Source organism: Acidimicrobiia bacterium (genome assembly GCA_029210695.1).
GTDB lineage: Bacteria > Actinomycetota > Acidimicrobiia > Spongiisociales > JAHEDJ01 > JAHEDJ01.
Window position 1 is genome coordinate 17,643 of sequence record JARGFH010000044.1, and the last position, 14,711, is coordinate 32,353.

Below are 14,711 nucleotides of genomic sequence, written 5' to 3' on the forward strand. Positions count from 1 at the left end.
GTGTTCGGTTGGGTCATTGTTGGCTCGGCGCTCGCCTACATCGGCTTGCTGTTCTTGATCGCCCGCTATGCAGATCGCCGCGCCGAGCGCGGTCACAGCCTCATCGCCAACCCGTACGTCTACTCGCTATCGCTCGCCGTCTACTGCACCGCCTGGACGTTCTACGGCAGTGTTGGAAGGGCGGCCTCCGCCGGCATCGGTTTTCTTCCGATCTACCTCGGGCCAACCTTGATGGCGGGGCTCTGGTGGGTCGTTCTTCGCAAAATAATCCGGATCAGCAAGCAGAACTCGATCACGTCGATTGCCGACTTCATCTCGTCTCGATACGGGAAAGGACTAGCGCTCGGCGTGATCGTCACCGGCATCGCCGCGGTGGGCATCGTGCCCTACGTTGCACTCCAACTCGACGGAATCGCTACCAGTTTTGCGTTGCTCTGGCACTACCCGGACGTCACGTCGAGTGCTGTTGGTTTCACCGACCTCTTCGGAGGGACCGCTTTCTGGGTGGCGCTTCTGCTGGGGACGTTTGCAATCCTCTTTGGGACCAGGCACCTGGATGTCACCGAGCACCATGAGGGTCTCGTAGCTGCTATTGCATTTGAGTCCGTCGTCAAGTTGTTTGCCTTCCTCGCCGTTGGGGTGTTTGTCACCTGGGGGCTGTTTTCGGGACCGGGCGATATCTTTACGAGAGCGGCTGCCGATACCGATATCTCTTCCTTGCTCCGATTCGAAGGCGGGGTCGAGGAGTACTGGGACTGGGGATGGCTGATGGTGTTGTCTGCACTGGCCATCATGTTCCTGCCGCGGCAGTTCCAGATGGCTGTGGTCGAAAACACCGATGAGAGCCATCTGAACAAGGCGATCTGGCTGTTCCCTCTCTACCTGTTCGTTATGAACCTCTTCGTTCTTCCGATCGCCGTCGGCGGGCGCCTCACGTTCGAGGCGGGATCGGTGGACCCGGACAACCTCGTGCTGCTGCTTCCCATGGCCGACGGTCAGCGACTGCTTGCCCTTGTGGCGTTCATCGGCGGCTTGTCTGCCGCCGCCTCCATGGTCATCGTGGCCACTGTTGCTCTCTCCACCATGGTCTCCAACGATGTGGTGATTCCGGTGCTGCTCAGAGTTCGCTCCTTCCGCCTGGCCGAGCGTGGGGACGTTTCTTCGCTCGTGCTGGGCACCAGGCGGATCACCATCCTTTCGGTCGTTCTCCTCGGATATTTCTACTTCCGGCTGACCGAAGGAGCTCTGCCCCTGGTTTCGATCGGGCTGATCTCGTTCGCGGCAATCGCGCAACTTGCTCCTTCGATGCTGGGTGGGCTCTACTGGAAGCCCGGCAATCGCCGAGGCGCCATTGCGGGGATGGTTGCCGGATTCACGGTCTGGGCTTACACGCTCGCCATCCCAACCCTCGTCGAGAGCGGGCTCATGTCCGACGCCTTCATCGAGTCCGGGCCGTTCGGGATCGAGGCTCTCCGGCCGTTTGCCCTGCTCGGTCTGGAGGGGTTCGATCCGATCACCAACGGATTGTTCTGGAGTCTGTTGATCAACGCCGGCCTATTCATGGTGGTGTCAATACTCACGGACCAGACACCGATAGAGCAGCGACAGGCTTCGATCTTCGTGGACGTGTTCAAGGGAGCCAGCGAACGAACCCAGGCATCGGTATGGCAGGGCACCGCCTCGTTCGTCGAGTTGCGGTCGATTCTCGAACGAGTGCTGGGCTCGCAAAGGGCAGACGCGCTTCTGATGCGGTATGCGGCCACGCGGGGCATCGCCGAGTCCGGCGACCTGGAGGCCGACGCGGATTTGGTCACGTTCGTCGAACAAAGACTCGCCGGGGCAGTCGGGGCAGTCTCCGCCCGAGCGCTGGTTTCATCTGCTGTGGAAGAGGCCGTCCTCAGCCGCGACGAGGTCCTCGATGTGCTGGATGAAACGACCCGCGTCCTCGCCTACAGCCGGCAACTCGAGCAGCAACAGCGCGAACTGGAACAAGCGACTGAGGAGTTACAGAACGCCAACCTGCAACTTCTCGAGCTCGATCGGATGAAGGATGACTTCATGTCGGCTGTGACGCATGAGCTCCGTACCCCGCTGACATCGATTCGCGCATTCACCGAGATACTGGATGACAACCCCGACCTCGATCATGATCAGCGCAGCCAGTTCCTCGACATCATCCTCAAAGAGAGCGAGCGGCTGACCCGCCACATAAACCAGGTCCTCGATTTCGCCAAAATCGAGTCGGGTACGCTCGAGTGGAAGATAGAGCTGCAGCCGCTGGGGCCGGTGGTCGAGGAGTCGCTGCAGCGTGTGGGCGAACTGCTCCGCCGACGGCACATAGACATGAGCATCGACCTGGGCCCGTCGGACCTGCAGGCGGAGTTCGACCACGATCGACTCATTCAAGTGATCATCAATCTGGTCTCCAACGCGGTGAAGTTCAGCGACCCGGACGAACCGAGGGTGTGGGTGACCCTCCAGCAAGTTGACGGAGAGGCGCGGGTAACGGTCGCAGACAACGGCCCGGGGGTGCCGCCTGAACACCACGAGCTGATCTTCGAGAAGTTCCAGCAAGTCGCAGATGGGGACTCGGGCAAGCCGCGCGGTACCGGGCTCGGACTGCCAATCTCGAAGGAGATCATCACGCAACTGGGGGGTCGCCTCTGGATTGAAACCGCTCCAGGACCCGGCGCAGTGTTCTGTTTTGCTCTACCGTTGGCGGCCAGTCCGCCGGCTGACGATCCGGGAGGAGGTGAGGCAGTTGAACGCACGGATACTGATCGTTGACGATGAGCCGAATATCGTCATCTCGCTCGAGTTCCTAATGCGACACGAGGGCTATGAAGTCGAGGTTGCCTCCGATGGGGAAGAAGCGCTCGAGCTCCTTGCCTCGTTTCAGCCGGATCTCGTCTTGCTCGACGTCATGATGCCGAAGTTGTCGGGTTTTGACGTTCTGCAGCGCATCCGAAACGACGCCGATCTTCCGAACCCGGTGGTGGTCATGTTGACTGCCAGGGGTCGGGAGGCCGAGGCAGAAAAAGGAAGGGCGCTCGGAGCGGACGAGTACGTCACGAAGCCATTCGCGACTCGAGACCTCGTTGCCGTCGTACACCGGGCCCTCGAAGGTCGATGAGAGGCCGCCGTTTCGAATCGACTGTGGCCGGCGTCGGCGCGGTCGCCACGGCCGTCGGCTATGTCGCTGCGTTGTGGATTGTCTGGGCGGGACTCGACGAAGCAGGTCGTGAGGGCTTCGGCGAGGTGCTCAATCTCCTGGTGCCTATCGGCCTGGCACTGGTGGCACTCGCCGGTGTCGTGGCCGGTCGGTTCTTTCGTTCGTTCATGGTGGCGACGCGCCGGATGGCCGACGAAGTTGACCTCATCGCCACAGTCAATCCGGCCCACCGCATCGACCCGGGCGGTCCGACCCATCTGCGCAAGCTGGGGTGGTCCATCAATCGTCTGGCCGGGCGACTGTGGGAGAGCCTCGAGGATCAGGAGGCGGCGGTCGAGGCAGGCAGGAAAGCGGTCGGACATGAGAAGGAACGCCTGGCGGCGCTGATGTCCGACCTCGCGCAGGGTGTCATCGTCTGCAACCTCGATGGACAGATCCTGCTCTATAACGGCGAAGCCCGGAACCTCCTGGCCGGCGAGGACGCGAACTATGTCGGCCTGGGGAGGTCGGTTTTCGCGTTTCTCGATCGCAATGTCGTTCTCAATGCTCTGCATCATCTGCAACTGCGAGCCGAACGTGGTGCCAAAGTGCGTCCCCAACGCTTCGTCGCCACGATCCCTTCCGGCTTCGTCCTCCGCATGACCATGGTCGCCGTTCGCGATACTGCGGGGAGTTTCACGGGGTTTGTGCTGACACTGGAAGATGTGACGCACGAGCGAGCGGCCCGCGGCCGGCGCGATCAACTGCTTCGTTCCCTCACGCACGAGGCTCGTCAATCCGTCGCTGGAATCCGGGCGGCGATCGAGACCATCCTCTCGTATCCGGAGATGTCCGGCGGTGACATCGAGCGGTTCCGATCGGTGATCGCCGAGGAGGCCGAGCGGCTATCGGCTCGGATCGACGACGTATCGGCCCAACACGCGGCAACACTCGAGTCGGCCTGGGAACTCGACGACATGCTCGGCGACGACCTTCTGCTGGCGCTGGCGAACCGGGTGGAGAGTTCCACGGGATTCCACGTGTCGACGGACGTCCGAGAGGATTCACTCTGGGTGAAGGTCGACGGTCTCGCCCTGATCGACCGATTGGCCGCGGTGGCAGTCCACATGGCGGAACAGGTCGGGGCGGGCTCGATGGCCATCCGGATGCAGGAGGTAGGTCAGTTCGCCGCCCTCGACGTCGAATGGCCGGAGGCCGGAATCACTGAGTCCATGGTGGCTGCTTGCATGAAGGAGTCTTCGGTCGGCGAAAAAGATCTCGAATCTCTCGTCGCGTTGCACGGGGGCGAAGTCTGGTGCGAAACGGGGTCTGATGGGAATCCGTTCTTGCGAGTGCTTCTGCCGAAGGCCGTCGCAGTTCCGGCGCTGGCACTGCGGGTGCTCGATGAGGGTCGTCCGGAGTTCTACGACTTCGATCTATTCGAACAGCGGGAGACGGCATCCAGCCTCGACGATCGGCACCTGCGCGATCTGGTGTTCACCGTGTTCGACACCGAGACGACGGGACTCGATCCCAGCGGGGGAGACGAGATCATCTCGATTGGTGCCGTTCGGATCCTCAACGGGAAACTGCTCCGATACGAGGCATTCGATCAGCTCGTCGATCCCCGTCGGTCCATTCCGGCCGAGTCGTACCAGATCCACAGAATCGACGCGGAGATGCTCGCCGGGCAGCCCACCATCGATGTCGTGCTTCCCCGCTTCGCCCGGTTCGTCGAGGATACGATTCTCGTCGGTCATAACGTCGCCTTTGATCTGAAGTTTCTTCAACTGAAGGAGGATTCCACGGGGGTAACCCTCTCCAATCCGGTCCTTGACACCCTGCTGCTCGCCGCCGTCGTCTACCCGGAGTCGGATGTGCACAGTCTCGAGGCCCTCGCCCGACTGGTGGGAGTGCCGGTAACCGGACGGCATACCTCGCTGGGCGACGCACTGGTCACCGCAGAGTTGTTCCTGCAGCTCATCCCTCTGCTCGAGGCACGCGGCTTGCGCACGTTCGCGCAGGTGCAGAGAGCAGAGAAAGAGACGTTCTATTCTCGACTGGAATACTGACGTTCGTAGGCTACCTATTGCCTGTTGCCTGTTGCCTATTGCCTATTGCCTGTTGCCCGGCTAGCTGTGGACGATGCCCGCTTCGGCGATGAGTCGGCGCAGTTCCGGCTCGAGCAAGGTCAGCTCGGCCTGCAAACTCGGCCACGCACTCGTCGCCCCTGCGAGGTCGCCGGCTTTGGCGATGTCGTTTAGATGGCGGGCGGCGCCAAAGGTGCCTGTAGCCCCGAGCAGCCCCGAGCTGCCCTTGATCCGGTGTGATGCCCCGGCGATAGCCGTCAGGTCGTTCCGGTCGAATCCTTCAGCGATCGCTTCCGAGAGCATCTTCGCTTCCTCCAGGAAGAGCTCGGCCATTTCAGCCAGCACGTCGAGCATTCCTTCGACCCGGGCCAATCCGTCTTCGCGGTCGAACACGACAGGACGGGGTTGCTCGGGCGCTGCCTCCGCCGGTGCACCGGAGACGCTTCCGTGTGGAACCATCTGCTCCAGAACGGCGAAGAGCTCCTCGGCTCGGAATGGTTTTGCCAGAAATCCGTCCATTCCGGCTTCGAGGCAACGGTCGCGATCGGAGTCCATCGCGTGAGCGGTGAGAGCGATTATGGGCAGATGGTGGTCGGCGGCCTCGTTGGTGCGGATAACCGCGGTTGCTTCCAGGCCATCCATTCCCGGCATCTGGACATCCATCAAGACTGCGTCGAAGCTCCCATCGGCGACCGCCCGAACGGCCTCGTATCCATTCTCGACTGCTACCGCGACGTGACCGCGCTTCTCCAGGAGCCGCAGCGCCAGACGCCGGTTGGTCGGGCTGTCGTCGGCAACGAGGACCCGCATCCTGGTTCTTCGTTCTCGAATCCAATGCCGCGTGACGAGGAGATCGGGACGGGAGGGGCCGGAGAGGACTCGAACAATCTCGAGTAGCTCGGATGAGCTGATCGGTTTGGCAAGGTAGCCAGATGCGCCGGCCGAACGGTATTCGCTAGCTTCGCCGCGTTGACCGGATGTCGGACAAACAACAACGGGTATGCCGTTGAAGGCCCCATGTCCAGACACCCGGGAGGCCATTCCGAGGGTGTCTTGTTCGTGCTCGATGATGATCACATCCGGTCGACGACGGAGTCGCTCGATCTTCGTCATGACTTCGACCGCATCCGGGAGGCCCATCGCCCCGACGGACGACACCCCTCCCTGGCGGAGCATCTCTGTCAGGTTGCGCTGGGCGGCGGCGGAGTCGGTGATCAGCAGAGCATGAACATTGCCGGACGCTTCGGGACCGAGGGATTGCAGCAAGACTGCCTCGTCATCAGCCACGCCGAGTGAGGCTGTGAAATGAAAGGCGCTTCCAGAGCCGAGGGCGCTCTCCACCCAGATGCGACCGCCCATCTTCTCGACCAGTTCGGCAGTGATAGTCAGCCCGAGCCCCGTCCCTCCGAACCGGCGGGTGGTTGAACCGTCTGCCTGGGCGAATGCCTCAAAGATCTTCTCCTGCTTGTCGGCAGGGATTCCCACCCCGGTGTCTGCAACGGAGACATGGAGGTCGATGTTGGAGTCGGTGAGCGCGGTGGCGTTGACAAACACGCTGATCCCACCGACATTGGTGAACTTCACCGAGTTGCCTACCAGATTGAACAGAATCTGACGGATCCGCCCGGGGTCTCCAACGACGGCGTCCGGTATGTTGGGGTCCAGTTGGTAGTTGAGAGCGAGGCCTTTGGCTGCGGCCCGCACGGCGATCGTCCGAATGGTGTCTCCGACGGTCTCGGCGAGGCTGAAGGGGATGGCCTCCAGTTCGAGTTTACCTGCCTCGATCTTCGACACGTCGAGCAGATCGTTCACCAACGTCAAGAGGCTGTCGACCGACAACTTGACAGTTCCGAGGTACTCGCGCTGTTCCCCGGTCAAATCCGTCGCAAGTGCCAGTTCCGTCATCCCCTGAATAGCGTTCATCGGAGTCCGGATCTCATGGCTGACGTTGGCAAGGAATTGCGACTTGGCGTCTGTTGCCCTCTCCGCCGTCTCCTTCGCTTCCCGCAAGGCAGACTCGGCGGCAACCCGCCTTTGCTCCGTCCTGATCGCATCCGTTAGGCCGGCGATCGTCGCGATGAACGGTTCGACCTGCTCGGCCAATTCTTGCGAGTACCCACCTGGACGATTGGCGATGGCGATGACCCCGACCACCGAGCCCGCTTGCCGGAAGGGAACGATCATTATCGAGTCGAGGTCATCGGCGTTGCCCGGATAAAGGGGAAGATCTTCGCGGGTGGGACGAGAGGCGATCACGGTTTCCTGGGTTCCCAGCGCCAGCCCGATCAGCCCCCCTGACGAAGCCGTTGTGCAGTCGGTCGCGTCGTTCTGCCACCCGGCGCCGCGGGCAGCGCGAACCAGTAGGTGGGATTCGTCGTCCACGGGAAGCATCTCCGCAATGAGGCCCCAGTTGCTGTTCGTCAGCCGGAGGAGGTCGTCGAGTAGGGATTCGAACTGATCAACCCGGCTTCCACTCGTGCGAATGAAGCGAAGCTGTGCGTTGGCGACGCTGTCGAGGAGTTCGTTTTTGGCGGCGAGATCTCGCTGCGTGTTTCTCAATCTGGAGACGTCGACGATGGAAACGAGGACCCGCCCGAGGTCGAGGCCGCCCTTGCCGTCGGGAGGCGCCTCCCAATGCATCACACAGTCGAACGGGTTTCCTTTCAATGTTGTGCCCGAGAAGTCGATGACGAGATGATCCTGTCTCGCCCAGATGGCAACGAGTTGCTGGAGGAACGACCTCCTGGCATCTTCGTCGACCGTCTCCGCATTGATCGATCCGAGCAGGTCCTCGGGGCCGTCGGCCTCCAAGAGAGCAACTGCGGCTTCGTTGACATCGATCACACGGATGGCGGCAAGAGCCTGGTCGAATACGTCGGGATTGTCGATCAGATGGCTGCGAAGGTCGACGACCCCATCGGTCCGCAAACGATCGAGGATCGCGGCGGCGCCGCGGTAATCCTCCTGCCAGATCGACGTTGGAGCGCGGGCGAAGAGCGCCTGATAGCCGAGCTCACTGTTCTGGACCGCGGTGGCGATCCGATGGAGAGCGCCGGCGATGACCACGAAGACCGCCACTTCGAGAGCCATGGTGAACAGGTGTGTCTGCCGGGCACCGGCAAAGACCCCCGATCCCTGGTCTGCCGCCCACAGGACCTGGAGAGCCCAGATGGTCCCCAGATAACCGAGGTAGATGACCAGCCGTCGGCCGCGGACGAACAGACTTCCGACCGCACCGAAGGCCGCCACACCCACGAGGAGGGGGCTCCAGCGCTCGGCTGGTTGAACGGGCATCTCGACGGCAGCCAGGGTTGCCACAACGAGAATCAGTTGCGCAGCATTCACACTGCCTCGGTGCAACTGGAGAAACGCGAACCCGCCGGTTACGAGCGAGAGGGATGCCAGGAAGGCTATACCCGCGTCGGAAAAGGCGGCGGCGGCGATCAGGAGGGGTATGCCGAGGAGAACCCCGCCCCACTGAAGGCCGCGAACGACGGCACCTTCGATGGCGGCGGACGTGCTTTCTACAACGTCGCGTTGCGAGACGGGTGCGATCTCCGCCCGGGTTCCCAGTGGCACAGCCATAGTTGACTTGTCGGCCGCGATCCGGCGGTCTTGACGACTTATCGATCACCGCCCCGGAGGCACGAAAGCCGGCTGAACGACCAAAGGGCGGTCCCGGTCACGTTGCACAACGAGACGTTGAGCTGGTCGAGGCCTACTGCCGGGTGCTCAGCAACTCCCGGCCACCGAGGAAGACGGTGTTGAGCGCACCCGCTCCGGTGATTATGAGTCCGAAGGCCGGCTGGCACAGGGTGCCTTCATCGAGGGTGCACTCGGAGGTGCCGGTCACCATCAGCCAGATAACCAACCCGAGCGCAACAGCTCCACCGAGTGCCGGCAAGAACCGGTAGAGCGTATGGCGGGTTGAGAACACCCCTGCCAGGCCAACAGCCGCTGCCCATAGCGAGATCATCCCCCAGTTGTCGAGGCCGTACACCGGACCGGCCACAGTGTTCCACCAGCGCAGCATGCTGCCGATCAGCACGACGAGAAGGCTCACGAGCAGCCAGATCTGCGTAGGTCCGAACCAGGGGAAACCTGGGCGGCGACGGGGCACTTTGGTGGACGGGGTTTCCGACATGCGCCCATCCTCACGCGCGAAACGGGGTTCGGCAAACCGTTTGCGTCGAGTGGTTCAGCACCCGCTGCGGACCGCTCACCGCCCATATCGACCGGTCGGCGGCACTCCGTGGTGTAAGAGGTGGTGCTTCCGTAGCATGTCATTTGTCAGGGCGTGTCCCTCGAATTGTGATGTGCCCGCGTCGCGGGCGGCAGGAAGGAGCTTTTGTGTCAGACAGCAGCCGTCAGGCCATCGAGAACCTCTCCACGGAGAACCGGGTCTTCCCACCGTCCGACGAATTTGCCGCGCAGGCCAACGCAAAACCAGGCCTTCACGAACAAGCTGAAGAAGACTGGCTCGGTTTCTGGGAGCAGCAGGCAAGGAGCCGGATCACCTGGTTCAAGGAACCGACAGAGATCCTCGACGACTCGAATCCGCCCTTCTTCAAGTGGTTCAAAGACGGCGAGCTGAACGTCACCTACAACTGCCTAGACCGTCATCTCTCCTCTCAAGGCGACAAGGTCGCCTATCACTGGATCGGAGAACCCGGCGACACCCGGACGTTCACCTACCGCGAGCTATACGAAGAGGTCAATCGCTTCGCCAACGGGCTGGTAGAGCTTGGTGTCGCGAAAGGCGATCGGGTCGCCATCTACATGGGGATGATCCCCGAACTACCGATTGCGATGCTCGCATGCGCCCGCATCGGCGCACCCCACTCCGTAGTGTTCGGCGGATTCTCCTCGGACGCGCTGGCCGACCGCATCAACGATGCAGAAGCCAAGGTCGTTATCACCCAGGATGGGGCCTGGCGACGCGGGAGTGTGGTCCCACTCAAGGTGAACGCCGATGTTTCGGTAGCGCAAAGCCCATCGATCGAGCACGTGGTGGTCGTGAAGCGCACAGACAACGACGTGATAATGACCGAGGGTAGGGATGTCTGGTACCACGACCTCATCGAAGGGAAGCCGACGGAGTTCGAGCCGGCCGTGATGAACGCTGAAGACCTCCTCTATATCCTGTACACATCGGGTACGACCGGAAAGCCGAAGGGAATCGTTCACACGCAGGGCGGCTATCTGGCGGGTGTGACTACGACGCACAGTTACGTTTTCGATATCAAACCGGACGACGTGTACTGGTGCGCAGCCGACATCGGGTGGGTCACCGGCCACTCCTACATCGTCTATGGGCCACTCGCCAACGGCACGACCGGCGTGATGTACGAAGGTGCGCCCGACTGGCCGGAGAAGGACCGCCTGTGGAAGATCATCGAGGATTACAAGGTCACCATCTTCTACACGGCTCCAACCGCGATTCGTGCCTTCATGAAGTGGGGCGACGAGTTCCCTGCGGGGCACGACCTGAGCTCGTTGCGCGTACTCGGCACGGTCGGCGAGCCGATCAACCCCGAAGCCTGGATGTGGTACCACGAGCACATTGGCGGCAGCAGCCGTCCGATTGTCGACACGTGGTGGCAGACCGAGACCGGTGCCATCATGATCACCCCGCTGCCCGGCGCGGTACCAACCAAACCCGGGTCTGCCACGTTTGCCTTCCCCGGAATCTCGGCAGACGTCATCGATGAAGAAGGCAACTCGGTCCCGCTCGGTGGCGGAGGGTTTCTGGCCATCCGGCGTCCCTGGCCATCGATGCTGAGGACCATCTACGGCGACCCGGATCGCTACGTGCAGACCTACTGGTCACGCATGGAGGGCGTCTACTTCCCGGGTGACGGCGCCAAGCGAGACGAGGACGGCTACTTCTGGCTCCTCGGCCGTGTCGACGATGTCATGCTGATCGCAGGCCACAACATTTCCACCACCGAGGTTGAGTCTGCTCTCGTTTCACACCGGGCAGTTGCAGAGGCGGCCGTCGTCGGCCGCAAGGACGAAATCACCGGCCAGGCAATTGCGGCGTTCGTCACGTTGCGCGCCGGTGAAATCGGAGACGACAAACTGCTCCACGAACTGCGGGATCATGTCGCGGAGAAGATCGGTGCGATCGCCAAACCGAAGAGCATCGTGTTCACCGACGACCTGCCGAAAACCCGGTCGGGCAAGATCATGCGGCGTCTTCTCAAAGACATCTCGGAGGAGCGGCAGCTAGGCGATGTGACCACGCTGGCGAACGAATCGGTGGTGCAGGCGATTGCCGCCATGTCGCAGACCAAGCCGAGCGACGAGTAACGACGCCGTCCGGATGGCAGGGAGGAGGAAAGGTGACATATCAGGAGATCTACGACCGGTCCTTGCGTGATCCGGCCGGGTTCTGGGCCGAGGCGGCTGAAGACATCGATTGGATCGATCGGTGGGATACCGTCCTCGACGATTCCCGACCCCCCTTCTACCGCTGGTTCTCCGGTGGTTCTCTAAACACGTCGTACAACGCACTCGACCGGCACGTCGAAAGGGGGCGGGGCGATCAAAAGGCTTTGATCTACGACAGCGCCATGACCGACTCGGTGCGCTCCTATACGTACCGGGAGTTGCGCGACGAGGTGGCCCGGTTCGCCGGGGTGCTTCGCAATCACGGGGTCGACAAGGGCGACCGGGTGATCGTCTACATGCCGATGATCGCCGAAGCGGCAATCGCCATGCTGGCCTGCGCCCGCATCGGGGCAATTCACTCGGTGGTGTTCGGAGGGTTCGCAGCCAAGGAGCTTGCCACCCGCATCGATGATGCCAGGCCCAAAGTCATGCTGTCGGCCTCCTGCGGCCTCGAGCCGGGCAGGGTCATCGCCTACAAACCGCTGCTCGACGGGGCCATCGAGCTCTCGTCGCACAAACCAGAAAAGGCGATCATCCTGCAACGGCCCGAGCTGGAGGCGGAGCTGATTCCCGGTCGTGACCTCGATTGGAGGGAGGAGGAATCGAAGGCGTCTCCCGTGGATCCCGTTCCGGTAGCTGCCACCGATCCTCTCTACATCCTCTACACCTCCGGAACGACCGGCATCCCGAAGGGGGTTGTTCGTGACAACGGCGGGCATGCCGTTGCACTCAAGTGGAGCATGGACAACATCTACGACGTTCGGCCCGGTGAGGCCTATTGGGCGGCGTCGGACGTCGGTTGGGTGGTCGGTCACTCCTACATCGTTTATGCGCCGCTGCTTCACGGGAACACCACGATTCTGTATGAAGGAAAGCCGGTCGGAACGCCGGATGCCGGAGCCTTCTGGAGGGTGATTGCCGATCACGACGTAGTGACCATGTTCACTGCCCCGACCGCGTTTCGGGCCATCAAACGAGAGGACCCCGACGGCAAGCTGCTGTCTGGATACGACCTCTCGAAGTTCAGGGCTTTGTTCCTGGCAGGAGAGCGCTGTGATCCCGACACATTGCAGTGGGCAGAGAACAAGCTCGGGGTTCCGGTGATCGACCACTGGTGGCAGACCGAGACGGGGTGGCCCATTGTCGCCAATCCGATGGGTATCGAGCCCTTGCCCGTCAAGGCCGGTTCTCCGACGAAGCCGGTTCCGGGCTGGGATGTTCAGGTGCTCGACGATTCAGGAAGCCGACTTCCGGCCGGCGAAATCGGCACGATCATGGTCAAACTGCCGCTGCCCCCTGGCACGCTGCCGACCCTGTGGAACAACGACGAGGGCTATGTACATTCGTATCTCAACCACCACGAGGGTTTCTACCTGACCGGTGACGCCGGCTTCATGGATGAGGATGGATATATCTCGATCATGAGTCGCATCGACGACATCATCAATGTCGCCGGGCACCGCTTGTCTACAGGCGGCATGGAGGAAGTTCTGGCCAATCATCCAGACGTTGCCGAGTGCGCAGTGATAGGCGTCAACGACACCCTGAAGGGTCAGCTCCCGGTCGGGTTCGTTGTCCTCAACGCCGGCGCCAATCGATCTGCGGACGAGATCGAATCTGAGTTGATTGCCCTGGTCCGGGAGAAGATCGGTCCTGTAGCCACGTTCAAGACGGTGATGGTTGTCGACCGGCTCCCGAAGACCCGGTCGGGCAAGATCCTGCGTGGGACGATGCGAGCCATCGCCGACGGCGAGGAGTGGAAGATGCCCGCCACCATCGACGACCCGAAGATCCTGGACGAGATCACCCACTCGCTGGAGGGCGTCGGGTACCCGAAGGAGTAGGCACTCGGCTCCGGCCGTCGTCGAGAATCGGTGGATACCTGCAGCGAGGCCAACTGTTGAGATGCCGATTCCGTGGGCATCCCTCCCTGCAGGAGAGGAGGGGCTAATCGCTCACACCCGGCTGCTTCTTGCCGACCTCCGAAGTGCCCGTCCCGGTTGTCGGCCGGTAGGCGTCCACTCCCGCCAGATCCCTATATTCTGCCGTTACGGCCTCAATCGGCCGGTTTCTGTCACTGGTGGGTCGTTTGTTGTATTCATGGAACACGATTTCATGACCTCGATGACAACCGATGTTCTGGAACGGCTGCTGATCGAACTCGAGTCGGCTGTTTCTCGCATCCGGGCCGGACAGATTCAGTTGCTGAGAGAGGCCGATCGCCGCCAAACTCCGCTGGCGGATGGATGCCGGTCTTTGCAGGAATGGACGGCCGGCAGATTGGACATTGCGCCGGAGACCGCCAAGACGCTGGTCTCGGCAGCTAGAACGTTGGCCGACCAACCTGACCTGGAAGACCGGTTGGAAACGGGAACGGTGTCGTTTGACCGGATTCTTGCTACCGCCACGTTGGCGGCGACGTGCGCAACAGAGGCACGGGTCGAGCAGTCTGCAGGGTTCGATATCCCCGGCGTAAGGCGCCTCACCGCGCTGCACCGGCATATGACCCGCTCCGATCAACAACAAGTCTTCTCTGACCGGTTCCAGTCTATGCAGCCCACCCTGGACCGCACCGGATACCGGTTTTGGGGAAAACTGCCAGGGGTGGACGGTGAACTCGTCGAACAAGCCCTCCTCACCCGGGCAGATTCACTTCCGCTCCTTCCTGATGGCGGCAAAGGCACTTTTGGTCAACGACACGCTGACGCTCTCGTATCCATCTCACAGGATTCGCTCACATCCACTTCAGGAAGCGACAGTTCTGCTGGGCCGATTCTGTCGGTATTCACCACCACACAACAACCCATCTCATCAGACGGGGATGCCGGCGCGACCACAGCTTCAGGTCTCTGCGTCGGATCGCAGACGCTAGAGGAGATCTTTTGCAGCGGTTCGGTTGAACACATCACCTTCCGCAACGGCCAGCCCTTAGCTGCCGGGCGTACCACCAGGGTGATCCCACCCAGACTGCGCCGAGCCATCCTGTATCGGGATGGTGGATGTGTCGCCCGCCAGCGGGATGGGACCACCTTGAGATGAGTTTCGCCAGGGGGATGGGACCACCTGCTCGCCAGTGA

8 protein-coding genes are annotated in these 14,711 nt (G+C 61.9%); 6 read left to right on the forward strand and 2 right to left on the reverse strand.

All coding sequences use genetic code 11. The features are described from left to right. From P1T08_13375 to P1T08_13385, 3 genes are read left to right on the forward strand one after another with little or no spacing between them, the layout of a single operon-like run. Entirely contained in the window at window positions 1–2,787 is a 2,787-nt protein-coding gene (locus P1T08_13375) for a sensor histidine kinase (GenBank protein ID MDF1597065.1), read from the forward strand. Further along, complete coding sequence (locus tag P1T08_13380) at window positions 2,762–3,133, forward strand: response regulator (protein ID MDF1597066.1); 372 nt, start codon at window positions 2,762–2,764, stop codon at window positions 3,131–3,133. The genes P1T08_13375 and P1T08_13380 overlap by 26 nt, the downstream gene beginning before the upstream one ends. Beyond that, window positions 3,130–5,223, forward strand: a complete 2,094-nt coding sequence (locus P1T08_13385) for an exonuclease domain-containing protein (GenBank protein ID MDF1597067.1) — start codon at window positions 3,130–3,132, stop codon at window positions 5,221–5,223. Before P1T08_13380 ends, P1T08_13385 begins: the two co-directional genes overlap by 4 nt. Before the next feature lie 60 nt (window positions 5,224–5,283). On the opposite strand, the gene P1T08_13390 is transcribed toward P1T08_13385, so the two are convergent. Next, window positions 5,284–8,826, reverse strand: coding sequence for a response regulator (locus tag P1T08_13390; protein ID MDF1597068.1), 3,543 nt, complete (start codon window positions 8,824–8,826; stop codon window positions 5,284–5,286). Between the two features lie 133 nt (window positions 8,827–8,959). Beyond that, entirely contained in the window at window positions 8,960–9,385 is a 426-nt protein-coding gene (locus P1T08_13395; protein ID MDF1597069.1) for a hypothetical protein, read from the reverse strand. 206 nt (window positions 9,386–9,591) lie between these two features. Between P1T08_13395 and acs the strand changes: the two genes are divergently transcribed. From acs to P1T08_13410, 3 genes are all read left to right on the forward strand, one after another. After that, window positions 9,592–11,553, forward strand: a complete 1,962-nt coding sequence (acs, locus tag P1T08_13400) for an acetate--CoA ligase (protein MDF1597070.1) — start codon at window positions 9,592–9,594, stop codon at window positions 11,551–11,553. 32 nt (window positions 11,554–11,585) lie between these two features. Continuing rightward, window positions 11,586–13,478 (forward strand): propionyl-CoA synthetase, encoded by a 1,893-nt coding sequence (locus P1T08_13405; GenBank protein ID MDF1597071.1) that lies wholly within the window; start codon window positions 11,586–11,588, stop codon window positions 13,476–13,478. A 271-nt stretch (window positions 13,479–13,749) separates the two neighbouring features. After that, on the forward strand, window positions 13,750–14,673 hold the full coding sequence (locus P1T08_13410) for a DUF222 domain-containing protein (protein MDF1597072.1): 924 nt from the start codon (window positions 13,750–13,752) through the stop codon (window positions 14,671–14,673). The last annotated feature ends 38 nt before the right edge of the window (window positions 14,674–14,711 follow it).